The organism is Streptomyces montanus (assembly GCF_005786655.1).
GTDB lineage: Bacteria > Actinomycetota > Actinomycetes > Streptomycetales > Streptomycetaceae > Streptomyces > Streptomyces sporangiiformans.
On sequence record NZ_VBZC01000009.1, the window covers coordinates 18,956 to 38,297 of the forward strand.

The following is a 19,342-nucleotide window of genomic DNA, read 5'->3' on the forward strand; positions in this document are numbered from 1 at the left end:
AAGGTGCCCGATCGTCAGGGGCTGTTCATCGGCGGCTCGTGGGTCGAGCCGGACGGCGGGCACTACGAGGTGATCGACCCGGCGAGCGAGGGTGTCGTCGGGTGGGCGCCGGAGGCCTCGCGGGACCAGGTGCACGCGGCCGCCGCCGCGGCCCGCGAGGCCTTCGGCCCGTGGTCGCGCACACCCGCTGAGGAACGGGCGGCGATCCTGGCCCGCACGGCGGAGCACATCCAGCGCCACATGGTCCCGTACGCCGACCTCGCCCAGGCCGAGAGTGGGGCCACGACCGGTACGGCGCGCGGGATGCAGGTGGCGGTCGCGGCGTCCCGCTTCAAGCGGTACGCGAAGGGCGCGCTGGAACCCGTCGAACAGCCCCTGCCCCCGCAGATCAACGAGGCGGGCCCGTTCGGCGCGGCGACGGTGATGGGCGCCCTGGCCGTACGTCAGCCCGTGGGCGTCGTCACCTGCGTCACCTCGTACAACAACCCCTGGGCGAATCCGGCCGGCAAGATCGCCCCGGCCCTGGCGATGGGCAACACGGTGGTGGTCAAACCCGCCCCCCAGGACCCGCTGTCGGTCTACCGGATGGCGGAGGCCCTGGAGGCGGCGGGCGCCCCGCCGGGCGTGGTGAACGTCGTGTCCGGCTCGCGTCCGGAGGCCGGCGAGGCCGCGGTCGACTCGCCCGATGTGGACATGGTGAGCTTCACCGGTTCGACGGCCGTCGGGCAGCGCATCGCCGAGGTGTGCGGGCGCGGCATGAAACGCCAGCTGATGGAGCTGGGCGGCAAGGGCGCGGCGGTCGTCTTCGACGACGCGGACCTGGAGTCCGCGGTGCGGGGGATCGGGACGACGTTCTCGTTCTACAGCGGCCAGATCTGCACGGCGCCGACGAGGGTCCTGGCGCAGCGGGGCGTGTACGACCGGCTGGTCGACCAACTCGCCGCCTGTACCGGCTACTTGAAGGTGGGCGACCCGCGCGCCGAGGGCACGGTCGTCGGCCCGGTGATCTCGGCGGCGCACCGGGAGCGGATCGAGTCCTACGTGGAGCTGGGGCGGAAGGAAGGGGCACGCGTGGTCGTGGGCGGCGAGCGACCGCCGCACGGCACGGGCTTCTACGTCGCCCCCACCCTCCTCGCGGACTGCACGAACGACATGCGGGTCGCCCGTGAGGAGATCTTCGGCCCGGTCGTGGTCGTCATCCCCTTCGACGAGGAGGACGAGGGCGTCACCCTCGCCAACGACTCCGACTACGGCCTGATCGACTACGTCTGGTCGGGGGACGTGGCGAGGGCGTTCCGCGTGGCACGCCGACTCAGGGCCGGCGGCGTGGGCGTCAACACCGTCGGACGCAACATGGAGGCACCGTTCGGCGGCTTCAAGAGGAGCGGGGTGGGCCGGGACGTCGGCTCCTACGCGCTGCACGCGTACAGCGAGGTGCAGGCGATCGTCTGGCCGGGGTGAGGGCGGCCGTGCGGTCGGGGTGAGAGCGGCAACGCGGCTGGTGCGGGGCGTGCTCTGTCATGATGCGCCGCGGTACGTGCGGCGGTACGCGGCCGGAGTGGTGCCCAGGATGCGGCGGAAGTGCAGGCGCAGACCGTCACCCGTGCCCAGGCCACTGCGTTCGGCGATGGTGTCGACCAACAGGTCGGTGGTTTCGAGGAGTTCGCGTGCCCGGGCGACGCGCTGCTGGTTGAGCCACTTCAGCGGGGTGGTGCCCACCTCGCGGGCGAAGTGCCGTTCGAAGGTGCGCACGCTCATTTCGGCCCGGTCCGCCAACTCGGCGATGGTGAGCGGCAGATCCAGCCGGGCTATCGCCCAGTCCAGTACGGGAGCGAGCCCCTTGGCGGGCGGCGTGGCGGCGGTTTTCGGCCGGGAGTACTGGGCCTGGTCGCCCTCGCGGTGCGGGGCCACGACCATGCGGCGGCCGACCTCGGCAGCAGCCGCCGTGCCGTAGTCGCGGCGGACGATGTGCAGGCACAGGTCGATGGCCGCCGCGGTGCCGGCGCTGGTGAGGATGTCGCCGTCGTCGACGTACAGGGCACGTTCGTTGACGCGGACGCGCGGGTGACGACGGCGCAGCTCGTCCGCGTACATCCAGTGTGTGGCTGCCTCGCGGCCGTCCAGCAGCCCGGCGGCCGCCAGGACGAACGCGCCGGAGCACAGGGAGGCGACGCGGGCGCCGCGGGCATGGGCCGCGCGCAGCGCGTCGAGGAGGGCGGCCGGGGGCTCGTAGCCGTTCATGAGGCAGGCCGGGACGATGACGAGGTCCGCGGCGGCGAGCGTGTCGAGGCCGTGCTCACTCTCCAGCCGCAGGCCGCCCGGAGCGTGCTGGACCCCCGGTGCGGTCCCGCAGAGCGCGAGGTCGTACCACGGGGGCGCGTCACTGCCGTTCGGCTGCCCGAACACCGCGCAGGGCACGGCCAGTTCGAAGAGCGAGGACTCTTCGAGGAGCGCGACGGCCACCCGGATCGGAGCCGTGGGGACGGGATCCTTCGGCCGCTGTGTTTCCCGGTTGCGAGGCATGGCGTAAATCTAGGGGACCCTGACGTTTCCGTCACTGGTTGGCCGTCTTCTCGGGCCGGATGCTGAGGCAGACCGAGATCGGATCGCTCACGCACACCGACACCCAGGGACGAGCTCCGGAAGACGGAAGGCGCAGCCATGACACACGGACAGACGCACGAACAGACACGCGAGCCGACCCATGAGCCGACACACGAACACGGGAGGCGGGAGGGGGCGGCGCTGCCACCGCAGTGGCGGATGGGCCTCGCGGGGGTGGCGGCGATCGGCGTCACCTTCGGCTTCGCACGCTACGGATACGGACTCTTCCTGCCGGAGTTCCGGCGCGAGTTCGGGCTGTCGGTATCGCTGATGGGGTTGATCGGCAGCGCCACGTACCTGGGATATGTGGCGGCACTCGTGCTGGTCGGCGCGCTGGTCTCACGGGTCGGCCCGCGCCCGCTGGTGGTCGTCGGCGGGCTGTCCGCGACCACCGGGATGGGGCTCGTGGCCTTCGCCCGCACACCGGCGACACTGACCGCCGGACTGATCCTTGCCGGTACGAGCTCCGGGTGGGCCTGGGCGCCGTACTCGGACGCGGTGGACCGGATGGTGCCGCCGGGCCGGCGCGAGCGCGTCATGGGCGTGATCGCGAGTGGCACGGCCTTCGCGGTCGTCGTCGCCGGCCCTCTGGCGCTGGTCGCTCAGGGCGCGCGCTGGCGGTATGCGTGGCTGGCCTTCGCGGCGGCCGCCCTGGTCACGACGCTCTACAACGCGCGCGTCCTGCCCGGCGGAGCGCATCGTTCGGCCGCCGCCGGCACGGGAGGCGTACGGTTCGAAGCCCGGTGGTTCGCCCGCCGCCCGGCCGTCCCGCTCTTCCTGACCGCGCTGTCGTACGGGCTGGTCGGTGCCGTCTACTGGGCCTTCGCGGTCGAGGTGATCTCCAGCGAGGCCGGCACGAACGCCGCCACGGCTCCGCTGTTCTGGACCTTGATGGGCCTGACGGGCACGGCGGGGGCGCTGACGGGGAGCGCGATCGCGCGGTACGGCCTGCGACGCGTCCACGCTCTGATCTTCGCGGGCATCGCCACCGCGGTCGCCCTGCTCGGCGCCGCGCCGGGCGCACTCGCGGCCGTCACGCTCTCGGCGGTGCTCTACGGACCGTGCTTCATGGCGGGCTCGGGCCTGCTCGCGGTATGGAGCTACCGGGTCTTCCCCGACCAGCCGTCGACCGGCTTCAGCGTCACGGTCCTCTGCCTCGGCGTGGGCACGGTCACCGGTCCGGCCGTGCTGGGCCTCTTCAGCGACGCGTACGGCCTGCGCGCGGCGTTCCTCGCCACCGCGGCCGCCGCGGCCCTGACCCTCCTGGTCCGGCCGGCCGCTCCTGGCAGGACGGTGAGCCGGAGCCGGGCGCGGACGCGAGAACCTGTGGGTGGCGGTGATGCTAGTCCTTCCGCCCGGTCGCGGCGACGGTGACGCCGAGGCCCACCATGGTGGGTCCGCCGACTCCGCCGACCAGGGAGAGGCGCCGCGGTGACCGGGCGAACCAGCCTCGTGCGGTGGCCGCGACCAGTCCCCAGACGCTGTCGGACGCCAGCGCGGCCTGCAGCGCACCCCGTTGTCGCCACGCCTTGACCCCCAGGTACATCAGGTAGGCGGCACCGGCCAGTTTCAGTGCCGTGAAGACGACGACCGAGCGCTCCACGACGGAACCGATGCCCAGCGCCACGGCAACGACGAGCACGTACGCGCCGATCGTGTTCCCCACGACGGTGGTCAGCGCGGCGCGGCGTCCCTGCGCCAGGGCCCGCCCGATCACGAACAGCACGCTGGGGCCGGGGACCACGATCAGCAGGAATGACATGGCCGCGAAGGCGAGCAGTCGGTCGGTGGACACCATGAAGCCCATGCAACACGGGGAGTTCCCGCCACCGCACCCGCTTTTTTGGAGCGCGTCAATCCTCGAGATCCACCCGCACCGTCAGCAGATTCGTCCCCACCAGCCGGACCGCCGTGCTGTTCAGGCGGGGCAGCTTGCGCATGCGGGCGATCGGGTCGTCGTCGGGGAGGACGTAGGCGGTCCCGGTGTGCCAGCGCCTGCCGATGCGCACGCGCACTCTCGGATTCGCCCGGATGTTGCGGATGTACTGGGACTTCTCGCCGTACTCGGAGACCAGCCAGAAGGAGTCGCCGACGCGGCGGCCGCCCACCGGGGTGCGGCGGGGGAGGCCGGATGTGCGGCCGGTGGTCTCCAGGAGCGTGTGGAGCGGTACGTGGCGCGTGATCGGGTTGACGATGTGGCGTTGGAGCGTGGTGACGGCTCGGTACTTGAGGTCGTGGTAACGCGACATCGGCTGTTCGCTCCCTCTGGGTGCGTCGACTGCGGTCGTGGCGTCGTGCCCGGCTCATCAGGGTGTAGCACACGATCGAGGGACGACGCTGTTGGCCCATCCCCCTCTTCGCGGAGTGCATGTCCGACGCGCAGTTGAGTGACGCAGGTCACATCAGGCGCTGTCGTATGGAACGGTCCTGCCGGTCGTGTCCCAGGGGCAAGGACGCACGGAAACGACCAACGGGGAGAACCACATGAACGTACGTACCGCCCTTGCCGGAGCGGCGGCAGCCGCGGCCGTGGTGGCCGCGGGCGTCGTCACCGCAGGGCCCGCCGCGGCCGCCGACACGGGAGCGCAGGCCACGTACACGGTCTGGGCGACGGACGTGAACGTCCGCGAGAACCCGAACGACCGCGCCACCTGCGACAACAACCCCTCACCCGCCAACTGCCCGGTCATCGCCGGGAAGTTGCAGCCGAACGAGCCCTTCGAGGCGGTCTGCCAGAACCAGGGGCAGGTCGTCGGCGGCAACGAGTGGTGGGTGCTCGCGGAGCGTGGCGGCCTGCTCGGGTGGATCGCCGGCCACTACGTAGACCACCCGGCCGACAAGCTGCCGGACGTTCCCGAATGCGGGATGTGAAGCGGCGGGGGATGAGCCAGAAGGCCGCCGTTCTGGCCGGTGTCGCGACGGCCGCGGCCGTCGCGTTCACGGGGCCGTCGGCCATGGCGGCGGACCTTCAGCCCGCCGGCTCCGTGTCCGCCCAGGCCAAGGATGGCGCCGGGCAGCTGGTGGACGCAGGTCGAGAAGCCGGGCGGCAGCGACAGCCTGTTCATCAGCAACGTCTACCTGGTCGGCGGGGAGAAGACCGAGGGGATCCCCGACTGCTGAGGGCCGCCGGCGGCCGGTGACGGGTACTGGCTGATGCGCGAGAGCGGGGTCCGTTGGTACGGGCCCCGCTTCGCGCGCCGTGACCCCTAACGCCCCAGGAAGATCGGGTTCGTGAACGCCGCCAACGGGCCCGGCAGGGACGTGATCGCCGCCTCGTGGCGGAGTTCCGCACGTACGTACGCCGCGTACTGGGCCGTCGTCCGCCATTCGACCGTGCCCGAGCCGGAGACCGGGAGGACGGGGCTCGTGTGCAGGACGCCCTGGTCCGTGACGAAACGGGCGGTGCAGCGGGGCGCGCCCGTCACTTCCAGGCGGACCGTGACGGGGTCGTCGCGGTCCACCCTCAACCGGCCGCCGATACCCGCGTGTTCGCCCTTCGGGCCGGACGCGGTGAAGGTGAGCGAGACCGACTTGGACTCGGCGATGTACGAGCGGCCGGCGCGCAGGCCCTCCTGGATGGCCTCGCGGGTCAGGTCGTCGGCGAGGACGACCGTCTGCGGGGATCCGACGGGGTCGGGATCGCGGTGGGCGTCGCTGTTGCCCATCGCCGGAATCCAGTCGCGGCCGCCTTGGACCGACGCCACGAGCATGCTGTCCCAGTCCGCCAGTGACACCTCGTCGTCGGGCGTGTACGGACCGTTCCACACCTCCACCACGTCCGCCTCGCCGAAGCCGAACTTCCAGTTGCAGCCGACGCAGGTGGCGTGCGGGTGGGCCGGGACGACCAGACCTCCCGCCTGGCGGATCTGCCGCGCGTACTTGCCGAAACGGTTGTCGCGGGCCCGGTAGCGCCAGTCCACGAACGTGCCGGGCTCCGTGCCCAGCGCGACGACATGACCGTTCCTCGTCGTCACCTCCTCGCCCAGCATGATCAGCAGTTCGCCGTCGGGATGAGGGCCCGCCTGGTCCGCCCAATGGGCGTGCGCCGAATGGGTGTTGTGCTCGGAGGAGTTGATGAAGTCCAGGCCCGCGGCGCGCGCGAGGGCCGCGATCTCGGCCGGGGTGCGACGGCCGTCCGAGTACCAGGAGTGCAGGTGGCAGTCGCCGCGGTACCAGGCGCGGCCGCGCCCCTTGGCGCGCGAGGGCGGGTACGTCGGCTTCACGACCGTGCCCTGCTCGCCGTACGTGAGCGTGATGGTGATCTCGTACGAGAGTCCCTGCGGGGCCACCGTGTAGGGGCCCAGCGCGATGTACCAGGTGCCCTCGCGGACGGGCCCGGGGATATAGCCCGGCGTGGCGTCGTCGGCGCGGATGAAGAACTCCGTGCGCGCCCCGCCGGACCAGCCCCTGAAGCCCTTGCCGCCCAGTTCCGTACCGCGCTGGTCGAACATGCCGATGTCCAGCGCGTTGCCCGCGGTGCCGGCCGGGACGGAGGGCTTGTCGTAGGTGTACGCGACCTTGATCTCCCGTACGCCGTCCGGGACTTCGACCGGCAGATAGACGAAGTCCGGCGAGCCGGTCGGCAGCGTGCCGCGCACCGTTCTCGTCTCCTGGTTGCCCGCCGCACCGGCGGCTGCGTCGGCGTCGGCGTCTTTCGAGAAGCTCACGCTTCCCAACGTAAGCGCGGCGGCGGCTCCCGTCACGAACAGGGCGCGTCTGCCCACTGCGTATCCGTGGTCGTCCTCGCACATGCTGCTGCTCCCGGGGTGTCGGGTGACATGGGTGGTGCAGGGTCGTGCAGGGTGATGCAGGGGTGGCACGGTCAACCCTGGTATTCAGCCGTGAACTGCGGTGCAAGAAAAGGGAATCGACAGCTTTCGTTCAGTCGGAGCCGCGCGGAGCCCCCGGCGGCGTACGAGGTCGTCCCCGGCGGCCGCGACCACCAGTACGGTCAGTCCAAGCCGTCCAAGCCGTCCAAGCAGTCCAAGCCGTTCACAGAGAGGTCGCCGATGCGGATCTCGACCACGATCTTCCTCACCGACGAGACGATCAGCCCCACCCGGCTGGCCCGCGAGTTGGAGCAGCGCGGCTTCGCCGGGCTGTATCTGCCCGAGCACACGCACATCCCGGTCGAGCGGACGACGCCGTATCCCGCGGGAGGCGAGCTGCCGCCCGAGTACGGCCGCACGCTCGACCCCTTCGTCGCGCTCGGTCAGGCGGCGGCGGTCACCACGGCCCTCGGTCTCGGCACCGGCATCACCCTCGTCGCCCAGCACGACCCCATCGACCTCGCCAAGCAGATCGCGACGCTCGACCACCTCTCCGGCGGCCGCTTCACACTCGGTGTCGGATTCGGCTGGAACGTGGAGGAGGCCGCCGACCACGGCGTCGACTGGCGTACGCGGCGGGAGCTGACCCGGGACCGGATGGCGCTGATGCGGGCGCTGTGGTCGGCGCAGCCGACGGCGTACGAGGGGGAGTTCGGGTCCGTACGAGCCAGTCACGCGTACCCCAAACCCGTACAGGAGCCGCGCGGGCCGGTCGTCGGGCCGCGGACCCTCATCGGGGGCGCGGCCGGGCCGAAGCTCTTCTCCCACATCAGTGAGTACGCGGACGGCTGGCTGCCGATCGGCGGTCGCGGACTGACCGAGTCGGTGCCGGCCCTGCGCTCCGCCTGGGCCGAGGCGGGCCGCGACCCCGAGGCGCTCCAGGTCGTGCCGTACGCCGTGCTGCCCAGCCCCGGCAAGCTCGCGCACTACGCGGACCTGGGCATCGAGGAGGTCGTGCTGCAGCTGCCGCCCGCGGAGGAGGCGGACGTACTGCGCGTGCTGGACGACTACGCGAAATACGTGTGACGCGGCACCCACAGGACCTGATCAATACGATCGTATGCTCGAAGAATGACGACTTCCGCGAGCTCCGGAACCGGGCCCACCGCGAACGCCATGCGGCGGGCCCTCAAACGCGCCCGCGACGGCGTCGCGCTCGATGCCGCCGAGGCGGCCGTGCTGCTCCAGGCGCGCGGGGAGGACCTGGACGACCTCGCCGCGTCCGCCGGGCGGGTGCGGGACGCGGGCCTGGCGGCGGCGGGCCGGCCGGGGATCATCACGTACTCGAAGAGCGTCTTCATCCCGCTCACCCGGCTGTGCCGCGACAAGTGTCACTACTGCACCTTCGTCACCGTGCCCGGCAAGCTGCGCCGGGCCGGGCACGGGATGTTCATGTCCCCGGACGAGGTGCTCGACATCGCCCGGCGCGGTGCCGAACTCGGCTGCAAGGAAGCCCTGATCACCCTCGGCGACAAGCCCGAGGACCGCTGGCCGGAGGCGCGCGAGTGGCTGGACGCGGAGGGGTACGACGACACCATCGCGTACGTACGGGCGATTTCGATCCGCATCCTGGAGGAGACGGGGCTGCTGCCCCACCTGAACCCGGGTGTCATGTCGTGGACCGACTTCCAGCGGCTCAAGCCCGTCGCGCCCAGCATGGGGATGATGCTGGAGACGACCGCGACGCGGCTGTGGTCCGAGCCGGGAGGCCCGCACCACGGGTCGCCCGACAAGGAGCCGGCGGTGCGGCTGCGCGTGCTGGAGGACGCGGGGCGGTCCTCCGTCCCCTTCACCAGCGGGCTGCTGATCGGGATCGGGGAGACGTACGAGGAGCGGGCGGAGTCGCTGTTCGCGCTGCGCCGCGTCGCGCGTGCGTACCACGGCATCCAGGAGCTGATCATCCAGAACTTCCGCGCCAAGCCGGACACGGCGATGCGCGGGATGCCGGACGCGGAGCTGGACGACCTGGTCGCGACGGTCGCCGTCGCCCGGCACATCATGGGGCCGAGCGCCTGCCTCCAGGCTCCGCCGAATCTCGTCGACAGCGAGTACGGGCGGCTCATCGGCGCCGGGATCGACGACTGGGGCGGGGTCTCGCCGCTGACCATCGACCATGTGAACCCCGAGCGGCCCTGGCCGCAGATCGAGCAGCTCGCCGAACAGTCGGCGGCCGCGGGCTTCGAGCTGCGTGAACGGCTGTGCGTGTACCCGGAGTTCGTACAGCGGGGCGAGCCGTGGCTGGATCCGCGGCTGCTGCCGCACGTACGGGCGCTGGCGGATTCCGGGACCGGCCTGGCGAACCCCGATTCCGTCGTCCGGGGCCGTCCCTGGCAGGAGCCGGACGAGGTGTTCACGGCGTCGGGTCGTACCGATCTGCACCACACCATCGACACCGACGGCCGTACGTCCGACCGCCGTGACGACTTCGACGCCGTCTACGGCGACTGGGAGGCGCTGCGGGAGGCCGCGGCGCCCGGCATGGTGCCGCAGCGGATCGACACGGACGTGCGCGCGGCGCTCGCGACGGCGGCCGACGACCCGACCCGGCTGACCGACGACGAGGCCCTGGCGCTGCTGCACGCGGACGGCCCGGCGCTGGACGCGCTGTGCTCGGTGGCGGACGACGTCCGCAAGTCGATGGTCGGCGACGACGTCACGTACATCGTCACCCGGAACATCAACTTCACCAACGTCTGCTACACCGGCTGCCGTTTCTGCGCCTTCGCGCAGCGCCGTACCGACGCCGACGCGTACACGCTCTCCCTGGACCAGGTCGCCGACCGTGCCCAACAGGCTTGGGACGTGGGCGCGGTGGAGGTCTGCATGCAGGGCGGGATCCACCCCGACCTGCCCGGCACCGCCTACTTCGACATCGCGCGCGCGGTGAAGGAGCGGGTGCCGGGAATGCATGTGCACGCCTTCTCACCGATGGAGGTCGTGAACGGCGCGACGCGCACGGGGATGTCGATCCGCGAGTGGCTGACCGCCGCGAAGGAGGCGGGCCTCGGCTCCATACCCGGCACGGCGGCCGAGATCCTCGACGACGAGGTCCGCTGGGTGCTGACGAAGGGCAAGCTGCCCACGGCGACCTGGATCGAGGTGGTGTCCACCGCGCACGAGCTGGGCATCCGCTCGTCCTCGACGATGATGTACGGGCACGTGGACCAGCCCCGTCACTGGCTGGGCCACTTCCGCACACTCGCCCGCATCCAGCAACAGACGGGCGGCTTCACGGAGTTCGTGACCCTCCCGTTCATCCACACCAACGCGCCGGTGTACCTGGCGGGCATCGCACGCCCCGGCCCGACGACACGTGACAACCGCGCGGTCACGGCCATGGCCCGCCTCCTCCTCCACCCCCACATCCCCAACATCCAGACCAGCTGGGTGAAGCTGGGCGCGGAGGGCGCGGCCGACATGCTCCGCTCGGGAGCCAACGACCTCGGCGGCACCCTGATGGAGGAGACCATCTCCCGTATGGCGGGCTCCAGTTACGGCTCCTACAAGTCCGTCAAGGACCTGATCGCGGTCGCGGAGGCGGCAGGACGTCCGGCGAAGCCGCGGACGACGCTGTACGGGGAGGTGACGGAGGAGCGCCGGCGAGCGGCCGCCGTGTCCGACGGACACCTGCCGGAGCTGTTGCCCGTGCTGGAGTGACAGGAGCCGCGATCATTGCCGCTGGGTGGAGAATGTGACCCAGATCACATTCACTGTGCTGTCACATCTCTCCGGGCCGTTCCGTCGGTGCTGTGTAACCGTCGAAACGGCAAGGAGATCACCATGGACGCTCGTCTCAACTACTACGGCAACCCCGTCGCGGCCAAGTTCGCGAGGTACATCAACTCGGCGGGCAAGGTCGTGTCGGACTCGACCCTGCCGGCCACGACGCAGGAGCTGGTGAAGATCCGCGCCAGCCAGATCAACGGCTGCGGCTTCTGCACCGACATGCACACCAAAGACGCCGCGCACGCCGGGGAAACGTCGGTGCGCCTGAATCTGATCGCGGCCTGGCGGGAGGCGAAGGTCTTCACCGAAGCCGAGCGGGCCGCCCTGGAACTGACGGAACAGGGCACCCGTATCGCCGACGCCGCCGGCGGTGTCACGGACGAGGTCTGGGCGAATGCCGCCAAGCACCATGACGAGGACCAGCTCGCCGCGCTGGTGTCCCTCATCGCCCTCATCAACGCCTACAACCGCATGAACGTCATCGTCCAGCAGCCCGCCGGCGACTACCAGCCCGGCCAGTTCGGGTAACCAGCATCGGGCGGGCTGCGCACGAAACGTATCGAGGGCCCTGGCGCAACCGCGCCAGGGCCCTCGATACTCCTTCAACGCTTGATGGAGGTGGAATGTCCAGCGGGACAGGTACGAGGACTTACTTCTCGGGATACGGCGAACGCGTCATCCCCTTGCCGAAGGAACTCCGCCGACGTCCGGTGGTGATCGAGACATGGGGCTGGATCGCGAGCCTGGGATTCGAGGTCATCGGCGTCACGGAACCGCGCGGGCGGTATACGGAACGAGGCCTCGGTTCCTCGGGGATCGGGCGGGAGAGAGGGCACATCCTGCTCGCGCCCGGCGAGTGCGAGTCCGTGCGGATCCAGCGCGGCTGGAACATGCGCGGACGGTGGAAGATCAGGTTTCTGGATGCGATGTCCGTCGGGGAGCTGCCCAGGGAGGCCAAAGGCGGCGTCTCACGGGTGTTCCAGCGCCCCGAGCCGGGGACCCGGCTTGCCGTGGAGTTCGGCGACCTGGGCGGGCGGCTCGCGATCTACAACGAGCAGGGCCGGTGCGTGCGGGTGCTCTGCGGGCGCAGCAATCGATTCAGGGATGTCGTCGTGGTGCCGGACGCGGCCGGGGTGCTGGCGGTCGAGGGAGAGAACCTGAAGTGGGGGTCGATGCACCGCTGGTCGCTGAAGGTGCAGCCGTAGGGGTCATGACCCCGCGCCGCCCAAGCGGGAAAGCACATCGGCTTGGACGACATCGTTCCCCCTACGGGTGGGCGGAGGCTTCGGCGTACGCGGTCTCCGCGCGCCGCTCGGGGCGAGTCTCGACGGGGGCGAGGTTCAGGAACTCTTCGGTGGATCCCGTGAAGGTGACGCGGCCGTCGTTGACGACAGTGACTTGATCGGCCTCCTCGGCGAGGTCGGCGATGTCATGGGTGGACATCAGCACCCGGACGTCGCTGGTGGCGAGGCTGAGAATCAGGTCGCGGAACACACGTCGCTGGGTGGGGTCCATGCCTGCGGTCGGCTCGTCCAGAAGCAGGATGTGCGCACCATGGACGAGAGCTGAGGCGACACCGACACGGCGGAGCTGGCCTCCGGAGAGTTTCTTCGTCCTGACGTCAGCGTGTTCTTTCATCTTCACTCGGTCCAGGGCCGTGACGGCAGCGTCCCACGCGTCACCACGGTTCATGCCTTTGAGCCAGCCGGTGTAGGCGACCTGTTCACGGGCAGTGAGCCCGGCCATGGCGGTGATGGTCTGTGGCATCCATGCGACCTGAGAGAGGAAGCGCCGGTCGCGGGAGGTGTGGGAGCCGAGGCGGACGGCGCCACTGGTGGGCTGGTTCAGGCCACAAGCGAGCTTGAGCATGGTCGACTTGCCTGCGCCGTTGGGGCCGAGGAGCAGCGTGAACCCGTCGGGCACGGAGTAGGAGAAGTGGCTCAGGACGCGGCGCGCGTTACGTCCGTAGGAGAACGACACCTTGTCCAACTGGAGTGTCATGGAAGGGCCTTTCACGTCGTGCGGGGGCGCATGAGGAGATGAGCCGCCAAACCGGCGGCGAAGCACACGAATGCCTCGACGAGCGCGGGGATGCTGGCGGCGGGGTGCTCGAGGACGGACCAGAAACGGGGGCGGCGATAGGCATCACTTCCGGCGAACACCGAGAGGAACACCCATCCCACGGCGACACCGGCCGCCGCCTGTGGGACAAACCTGAGCGCGAGGAGCATCAGGCCGGCCAGGAATGCGACGTTGCGGCCGACGCCGCGTGCCGCATCGTCACCGGTCAGTACTCCGACGGTGAGGCCGGCGAGCATGGCGAAACAGACGGTGGCCAGGACGAGAACCGCGTCATAGCGGCGCACCGGTCGCTGCGACAGGTTCTCCGCCTCGTGCAGGCGCTGGGTGAGGCAGTAGTGCAGCGGGGCGACGACGATGAGTGGCACGAACGTGAGGAAGCGCACGACGTTGGTGCCGCTGGCCAGGGACGGCAGCATCGCGGTCCATTGATAGGCGAGGGCGAGGACGATCGCGAACGCGAGGGACATGGGGAGGAGGACGGTGGGGATGCGCCGCGCGTGGAGCCACCAGATCATGACTCCTCCTTCCCTGTGGCGAGGCGGCATGCCTTCGTACGTTCGGCGTCGTACCAGGCACCCTGACTGTCCAACGGCAGGCGCAGGGCTTTGCGTTGGCGCTCACCGGCCTTCTCCAGCACCTCGTCGAGGTTCTCTATGTCTTGGTTGCCCTTGAGATGCGCCCGCAGGACACGTTCACCGCCGGCGTGATGGGAGACCCACAGCCTGACGGCGTAGGCGTTGACGATGTAGGCCGACTCCTTGGCCGCCCCGATCCTCGTCCGGGACGCCGTACTGCTCGAAGGAAAGGCCCCACTTGGCGTTGTCGAGCGCGGAGAGGTGGAGCGTGCGGGTGCGCGGGAGCTTCTGCGGGCGGGGGATCGGGGAGATGCCGCCGAGTTCCGGGAAGTAGCCGGCCGCGCTGAGGCCGCCCTCCTTGCCCGCGGCCGAAGCACCCATGCCGACCTTCACCGTGGCGAGGTCGGCGGCCTTGAGGTGCTTGCGGTAACCCGTCGCGAGCTTCTTCGTCTTGCCGCCGAGCAGCACGTCGTACTCGGTGTCGGCGCCCTTGGCCCAGACGCCGATCCACTGCTGGTTCAGCGCGCCGGTGGTGACCTCGGGGCCGAGATGCGCGGTACGGAGACCGTCGAACGTGTTGACGTCCACGCCCGTTTCGATGTTGTAGCCCTCACCCGCGTACCAGTACCGCGGCGCCACGAACCGCGGCTCGGCCGCGCTGTCCGGCACGGTGATGTCGACCGGCTTCGCGGCGCGCGTGTCGACCGTCACGGTCATGTCCTCGGTGACGTCCAGCTTCGGCTGGACCAGCCAGTCGGTGCCCTTCCCGGAGTCCTCGGGGTCCACGGAGACCGTCGTGTCGAAGAGGTAAGTGCCCTTCGGCAGGCGGATCTTGGACGTGCCCGAGGGGTCGTACAGCTCGCGGAAACGGGCCTCGTCACGGACCGTGACGCCGGACAGGAACGACGAGTAGTGCGGTGTGGGCTTCCCGTCCCGGCCGAGGAACCTCAGCGTCACGTCGTACGCCTCGGCCTCGCGCAGCACCGTGGCCGCCGTACGGACGGACTGGTCGCCGCCGGTCGCCACCACATACGCCGAGTAAGCGCCGTCGAGCGTGCCGCCCAGCTTCGTGTTCGCGGTCAGGTCCACGGAGGCCTCGCCGCCCGCCGGGACGGTAAGCGTCTTCGCGCCGAGGACGAAGAAAGCGACCGGTGCGGGCCGGCCCGCCGGATCGGTCGCCGTCACCGCGAGGCTCAGCGTGGCGTCCCTGGTGCCGAGGTTCCGGTACGTGACCTTCTTGGTGACCGGGGTGTCGTCGGTGTGCGGCCACTGCTGGGTGCCGAAATTCAGGGAGGCCGGGTCGGCGACCACGGTCTGTGCGATGGCCGCGTCGACGACGATGCGGCCCGAACCCTGTTGGTATGGCGTGTACTTGCCGTCCCTGGTGGAGCCGGTCAGCGCGCCCTTGAGCTCGGTGTACGTCCACTGCGGGTGCTGCTGCTTCAGGATCGCCGCCGCGCCCGCGACGTGCGGGGTCGCCATCGACGTACCGGAGATGGTCAGGTAGCCGTCCGGCTTCTGGCCGACCTCCTGCTCGATGACGCTGCCCGGGGCCGCGGCGGCGGTGATGTCCACGCCGGGCGCGGTGACGTCCGGCTTGACGGCGCCGTCACCGACGCGCGGACCGCGGCCGGACGAGTCGGCGAGTTGGTCGTCGCCGTCGACGGAGCCGACGGTGAGCGCGGCCTCCGCGCTGCCGGGCGAGTCGACGGTCGCCTCCCCGGACTCGCCGGAGTTGCCCGCGGCGATGGTGAAGAGAACGCCCTTCTCGTCGGAGAGGCGGTTGACCGTGGCTTCGAGCGGGTCGAGCCCGGGGGTGTCTTCGCCGCCCAGGCTGAGGTTGACGACATCGGCGCCCTGCTCGGCGGCCCATTCGATTCCGCCGATGATGCCCGAGTCGTCGCCGTAGCCGGTGTCGTCGAGCACCTTGCCGTTGAGTACCTTCGCGCCCGGCGCTACGCCCCTGTACTTGCCCGCGGACTTGGCGCCCGTACCGGCCGCGATGGACGCGACATGCGTGCCGTGGCCGAACTTGTCGGTCGTGTCGGCGGCCTGGGTGAAATTCTTGGCAGCGATCACCTGGTCCTCGAGATCGGGATGGGATGTGTCGATTCCCGTGTCCAGTACGGCGATCTTGATGCCTTTGCCGTCGTAGCCCGTCGCCCAGGCCTTGTCCGCGCCGATCTGCGGAACGGACTTGTCGAGGTCGGCCTTGCGGACCCCGTCGGGCGATGCCGTTCCCTGTCAAGTTCAGCGTGTTGAGGACCAAGCGCCGAACTTGCCGTTCTGTTACTCCTGCAGGAAGACACCCAACCCGACCGACGGCTAAGCGAGTCGGTGACGCGAGGGTGGCGGGCGCACTGCGTCCGTGCTGAAGCGCCCGCGGACTCGAGGCTCGCCATGGGCCTCGGGGGCAACGCCCCGGTCATCGTCATGGACGACGCCGACCTGGACGAGGCCGTGGCCTCATGTGTCTCCGGCGCGTTCTGGGCCGCGGGCCAGAACTGCATCGGCACCCAGCGGATCCTCATCGCCCACCAGGTCTACGAGCGCTTCCGCGACGCCTTCGTCGCCCGCACCAAGCTGCTGCGCGTCGGCGACCCCCTCGACGAGAGCACCGACGTCGGCCCCATGATCACCCATGAGGCCGCGGCCGCCACCCGGGCCAAGGTCGACACGGCGGTGGCCGAGGGCGCGGTACTGCTGCCCAGGCGTTCGATGCGCTGGCGCACCGCATTGCGGGACAGCAGCACCTTGCCGGCCAAGTCCGAGTGCGAGATGCGGGCGTTGCGGGTCAGCTCGGCGATGATCTTCTCGTCGATGGTGTCCACAGTGGACCGTCTCCTTCGCGAATCGGTCAAGGTCGCAAACCCCCGCGGCAAGAGTCTCCGGCGCGACCGGGTGCCGGAGGCGAGGCCGTGGCGGCGGGCCTTCAGCAGGCCACCGCTCCGGTCGAAGCGGACCAGGCTGGTCGCGGAGCTTCTTGCGCTGTGCCTGTCGCGGTGGCCGGCTTGACGCCGGTCACCTTGACGGACGGTGTGGCGACACCGAGTTGAGCCGCGAGTCCACTCCTACCAGCGCTTGGTGACGGCCGCTTCGTTCTTCAGCCACCAGTCGATGTCCGTGTCGAAGCCCTTGTCGTAGTGGTTGGGCGCACCGGCGAGTGCGTTGCGCTCGTCCTCCGTGAGCTGGCGTAGGCCACTATGGAGGACGGGTTCGACGGGAAGGCAGGCTCACTGGGATGGAGACGGTTCAGTGGGCGGGCATGAGGCCCGTCAGTCGTGGGGGGCGGCGATGGCGGCGAGGTGCGTGCCGGGGCGCACGGTCAGCCCGTTCATGTTGTAGATGATCTTTCCGGTGGAGACGGCGGCGACCTTGTGCTCGGCGCCGTCGACCGGGTCGATGATGCGGCCGATGGTCTGCCCCTCGGTCACCTCGTCGCCGGTGACGGCGTCGGGGTACCAGAGGCCTGCGGCCGGAGATTCGACCTCGCCCGTCCAGATCCAGTCGCGCGGCTGCACGGTCACCGGTGCGAGGTGCTGCGGCGCCTCGATGACGCCGAGGTGGTGCAGGATCCGGTACAGGGCGTCGAGCAGCCTGTTGACGGTGGCGGGGTCGCGGTCGCCGAGTTGGCCGGTCTCGACGAGGATCGCGGGGATGCCCTGCCGGTTCGCGGCGGCGTGGCTGTTGCCGTCGGCCGCGCTGGTGCCGAAGATGACCCGCTCGTATCCGACCGCGTGGGCCATCCCCCTGTTCTTAGCGTTGAGCTCGTCGTCGGAGGTCAGGCGGTAGCCGACGAAGTCGAGCAGGTGTTGGTCGATGCCGCCGCTGTGCAGGTCGATGTAGGCGTCGGCGCCGTCGATCAGGTGCTCGAACAGCCAGGCCGCCATGCGGTCGGTGGGGCCGCCGTCCTTGTCGCCGGGGAAGACGCGGTTGATGTTGACGCCGTCCAGCGGGGAGATGTTGAGCCGGCCCCCGTAGACGGCCGGGGGATTGGCCACCGGGCAGATCACCACCTGGCCGGCGACATCGTCCGGTTCCAGCAGCCCGGCCAGGCGGGTGGTGGCGTCGACGGGGATGAACTCGCCGCCGTGGACACCCCCGGTGATCACCACCCTGGGGCCCGGGCGGGAGCCGTTGACGAGGATCAGGGGCACCTCCACGGTCGTGGTGCCGAGGTCGGCGGGCAGGCTCCCGCGGGTCTTCCGGCCGGGCTCGGCCCTCAGCGCGCCGATGGTCAGGGTCATGGGTTTCCTCATTTCTGACTCAGGCCGCGGAGCGGCCGCTTGTGGTGATGAAGTCGATCGGCTGGGAGGTGCGGCCCTCCAGGGCGAGGTCCGCGGCGATGTCGCCCATGGCGGGCGATATCTTGAAGCCCTGACCGGAGAAGCCGGCCAGCAGGACGATGTCGTCGCAGCCCGGCAGGGGGCCGACCAGCGGGCGGGTGCTGTCGGTGTAGCCCTCCATGAAGACGGACAGGCGCACCGGGTCGGGGTTCAGGCCGGGCAGGTGGCGTCGCACCGCCGTGGTGAAGGCCTCCAGTTCTTCCGGTGCGACGGTCCGGTTCAGGCGGTTCGGATCGTCCACGGGCTTGTGGTGGGGCTGGGGCAGGCCCAGCTTGACCGTCAGGCCGTCCGGGGACGGGATGCCGTAGAAGGGGATGTCGCCGCAGCGGATGAAGGCGGGACGCTCGGCGTCTGCCGGGTGGTCCTCGTGGGGCAGGAACCAGGCGCTGATCGCGCGGTAGACGCTCACTTCCCACGGCAGGTCGGGCAGCAGGTCGCCGACCCACGGGCCGGGGGTGACGACCGCGGCGTCGAAGCGCTCGGTGTCGGTGTCGGTGCGGATCTCCACGCCTCCCCCGGCGACGGGAGTGACTTCCCGCACCGGGGTGTAGCGGCGGATCCGGGCGCCCAGTTCCTCGGCGCGCCGGGCCGTGGTCTGGACCGTCAGCTCGGGGCGGATGAAGCCCGCGTGGGAGTCGAGGACCACCAGGTCGCCGTCGTCGACGCGGAACTGCGGGAAGCGCTTGGCCATCGCCTCGGTGTCGATCACCTCGTGGTCGAGGCCGTGCTCGGCGATGCCGTCCATGACGGTACGTATCTCGGGGTCGTCGGCCGGTCCCATGACCAGGGCTCCGGTCAGGCGGCGCAGTTCCCGCCCGGTCTCCGCCTGCAGCTGTTTCCAGAGGGCGTCGGCGTGCCGGACGAGCGGCACATAGCGGCCGTCGTGGGTCTGCACGCTGCGAAAGACCCGGGTCTCGCCGCCTGCGGCGCTGCGGTCGTGGCCGGGTGCGTAGCGGTCGTAGCCGACGACCTCGGCGCCGCGGGCCGCCAGCCGCCAGGCGGCCTGGCTGCCCATCGTTCCGACGCCGACGACGGCGACGCGCTTCCTCGCGGCTGACACAGGACTTTCCTTTCGTATCGCCGAGCCGCAAGCTGGGCCCGAGCGTGAGGACGCTTGGGGGCGACGTGGAGGGGGCGCACCGTTGGGGCCCCCAACCCACCCATGTGCCACATTGTGGCA

General features: G+C 70.5%; 15 protein-coding genes and 3 pseudogenes. 8 read left to right on the top strand and 10 right to left on the bottom strand.

Translation table 11 applies throughout. From position 1 onward, the window contains the following. The first annotated feature begins 3 nt into the window (after positions 1-3). Complete coding sequence (locus FE633_RS09725) at positions 4-1,461, top strand: aldehyde dehydrogenase family protein (RefSeq protein WP_138044717.1); 1,458 nt, start codon at positions 4-6, stop codon at positions 1,459-1,461. A 57-nt stretch (positions 1,462-1,518) separates the two neighbouring features. Here FE633_RS09725 and FE633_RS09730 read toward each other — a convergent pair whose 3' ends face one another. Further along, positions 1,519-2,463, bottom strand: a complete 945-nt coding sequence (locus FE633_RS09730) for a GlxA family transcriptional regulator (RefSeq protein ID WP_425473170.1) — start codon at positions 2,461-2,463, stop codon at positions 1,519-1,521. A gap of 198 nt (positions 2,464-2,661) precedes the next feature. Between FE633_RS09730 and FE633_RS09735 the strand changes: the two genes are divergently transcribed. After that, positions 2,662-3,978 carry an MFS transporter gene (locus FE633_RS09735; protein WP_138044719.1) on the top strand — a complete coding sequence of 439 codons (1,317 nt, stop codon included), beginning with the start codon at positions 2,662-2,664 and terminating at the stop codon, positions 3,976-3,978. Here FE633_RS09735 and FE633_RS09740 read toward each other — a convergent pair. Further along, a complete protein-coding gene (locus FE633_RS09740; RefSeq protein ID WP_138044720.1) occupies positions 3,947-4,402 on the bottom strand; it encodes a LysE family translocator in 456 nt (151 codons plus the stop codon). The genes FE633_RS09735 and FE633_RS09740 overlap by 32 nt on opposite strands. A gap of 55 nt (positions 4,403-4,457) precedes the next feature. After that, complete coding sequence (locus FE633_RS09745; RefSeq protein ID WP_138044721.1) at positions 4,458-4,853, bottom strand: nitroreductase/quinone reductase family protein; 396 nt, start codon at positions 4,851-4,853, stop codon at positions 4,458-4,460. Between the two features lie 235 nt (positions 4,854-5,088). Between FE633_RS09745 and FE633_RS09750 the strand changes: the two genes are divergently transcribed. Beyond that, complete coding sequence (locus tag FE633_RS09750; protein WP_138044722.1) at positions 5,089-5,475, top strand: SH3 domain-containing protein; 387 nt, start codon at positions 5,089-5,091, stop codon at positions 5,473-5,475. Between the two features lie 335 nt (positions 5,476-5,810). Here the strand turns inward: FE633_RS09750 and FE633_RS09755 are convergent, their stop codons facing one another. Beyond that, on the bottom strand, positions 5,811-7,355 hold the full coding sequence (locus FE633_RS09755; protein ID WP_138044723.1) for a CehA/McbA family metallohydrolase: 1,545 nt from the start codon (positions 7,353-7,355) through the stop codon (positions 5,811-5,813). Between the two features lie 258 nt (positions 7,356-7,613). Here FE633_RS09755 and FE633_RS09760 point away from each other — a divergent pair, with 258 nt between their 5' ends. From FE633_RS09760 to FE633_RS09775, 4 genes are all read left to right on the top strand, one after another. Continuing rightward, complete coding sequence (locus FE633_RS09760; RefSeq protein ID WP_138044724.1) at positions 7,614-8,459, top strand: LLM class F420-dependent oxidoreductase; 846 nt, start codon at positions 7,614-7,616, stop codon at positions 8,457-8,459. Between the two features lie 45 nt (positions 8,460-8,504). Next, the gene (locus FE633_RS09765) at positions 8,505-11,090 is read left to right on the top strand and encodes a bifunctional FO biosynthesis protein CofGH (protein ID WP_138044725.1); all 2,586 of its coding nucleotides are present in this window, start codon (positions 8,505-8,507) and stop codon (positions 11,088-11,090) included. A 123-nt stretch (positions 11,091-11,213) separates the two neighbouring features. Continuing rightward, complete coding sequence (locus tag FE633_RS09770) at positions 11,214-11,687, top strand: carboxymuconolactone decarboxylase family protein (RefSeq protein WP_138044726.1); 474 nt, start codon at positions 11,214-11,216, stop codon at positions 11,685-11,687. Positions 11,688-11,782: 95 nt separating this feature from the next. Continuing rightward, on the top strand, positions 11,783-12,364 hold the full coding sequence (locus FE633_RS09775) for a hypothetical protein (protein WP_138044727.1): 582 nt from the start codon (positions 11,783-11,785) through the stop codon (positions 12,362-12,364). 61 nt (positions 12,365-12,425) lie between these two features. Here FE633_RS09775 and FE633_RS09780 read toward each other — a convergent pair whose 3' ends face one another. From FE633_RS09780 to FE633_RS09790, 3 genes and pseudogenes are all read right to left on the bottom strand, one after another. After that, on the bottom strand, positions 12,426-13,160 hold the full coding sequence (locus FE633_RS09780) for an ABC transporter ATP-binding protein (protein WP_138044728.1): 735 nt from the start codon (positions 13,158-13,160) through the stop codon (positions 12,426-12,428). Positions 13,161-13,171: 11 nt separating this feature from the next. Further along, the gene (locus tag FE633_RS09785) at positions 13,172-13,756 is read right to left on the bottom strand and encodes a hypothetical protein (RefSeq protein WP_138044729.1); all 585 of its coding nucleotides are present in this window, start codon (positions 13,754-13,756) and stop codon (positions 13,172-13,174) included. Between the two features lie 255 nt (positions 13,757-14,011). After that, a pseudogene (locus FE633_RS09790) lies at positions 14,012-16,042 on the bottom strand (S8 family peptidase); the annotation flags it as partial. A 174-nt stretch (positions 16,043-16,216) separates the two neighbouring features. Between FE633_RS09790 and FE633_RS09795 the strand changes: the two are divergent. Continuing rightward, positions 16,217-16,510: pseudogene (locus FE633_RS09795) on the top strand (aldehyde dehydrogenase family protein); the annotation flags it as partial. Between the two features lie 71 nt (positions 16,511-16,581). Here FE633_RS09795 and FE633_RS49180 read toward each other — a convergent pair. The 3 genes and pseudogenes from FE633_RS49180 to solA form a co-directional block, all read right to left on the bottom strand. After that, positions 16,582-16,647, bottom strand: a pseudogene (locus tag FE633_RS49180) (AsnC family transcriptional regulator); the annotation flags it as partial. Between the two features lie 444 nt (positions 16,648-17,091). Next, the gene (locus FE633_RS09810) at positions 17,092-18,063 is read right to left on the bottom strand and encodes a succinylglutamate desuccinylase/aspartoacylase family protein (RefSeq protein ID WP_138044732.1); all 972 of its coding nucleotides are present in this window, start codon (positions 18,061-18,063) and stop codon (positions 17,092-17,094) included. A gap of 19 nt (positions 18,064-18,082) precedes the next feature. After that, entirely contained in the window at positions 18,083-19,222 is a 1,140-nt protein-coding gene (gene solA / locus FE633_RS09815; RefSeq protein WP_138044733.1) for an N-methyl-L-tryptophan oxidase, read from the bottom strand. Positions 19,223-19,342: the final 120 nt, after the last annotated feature.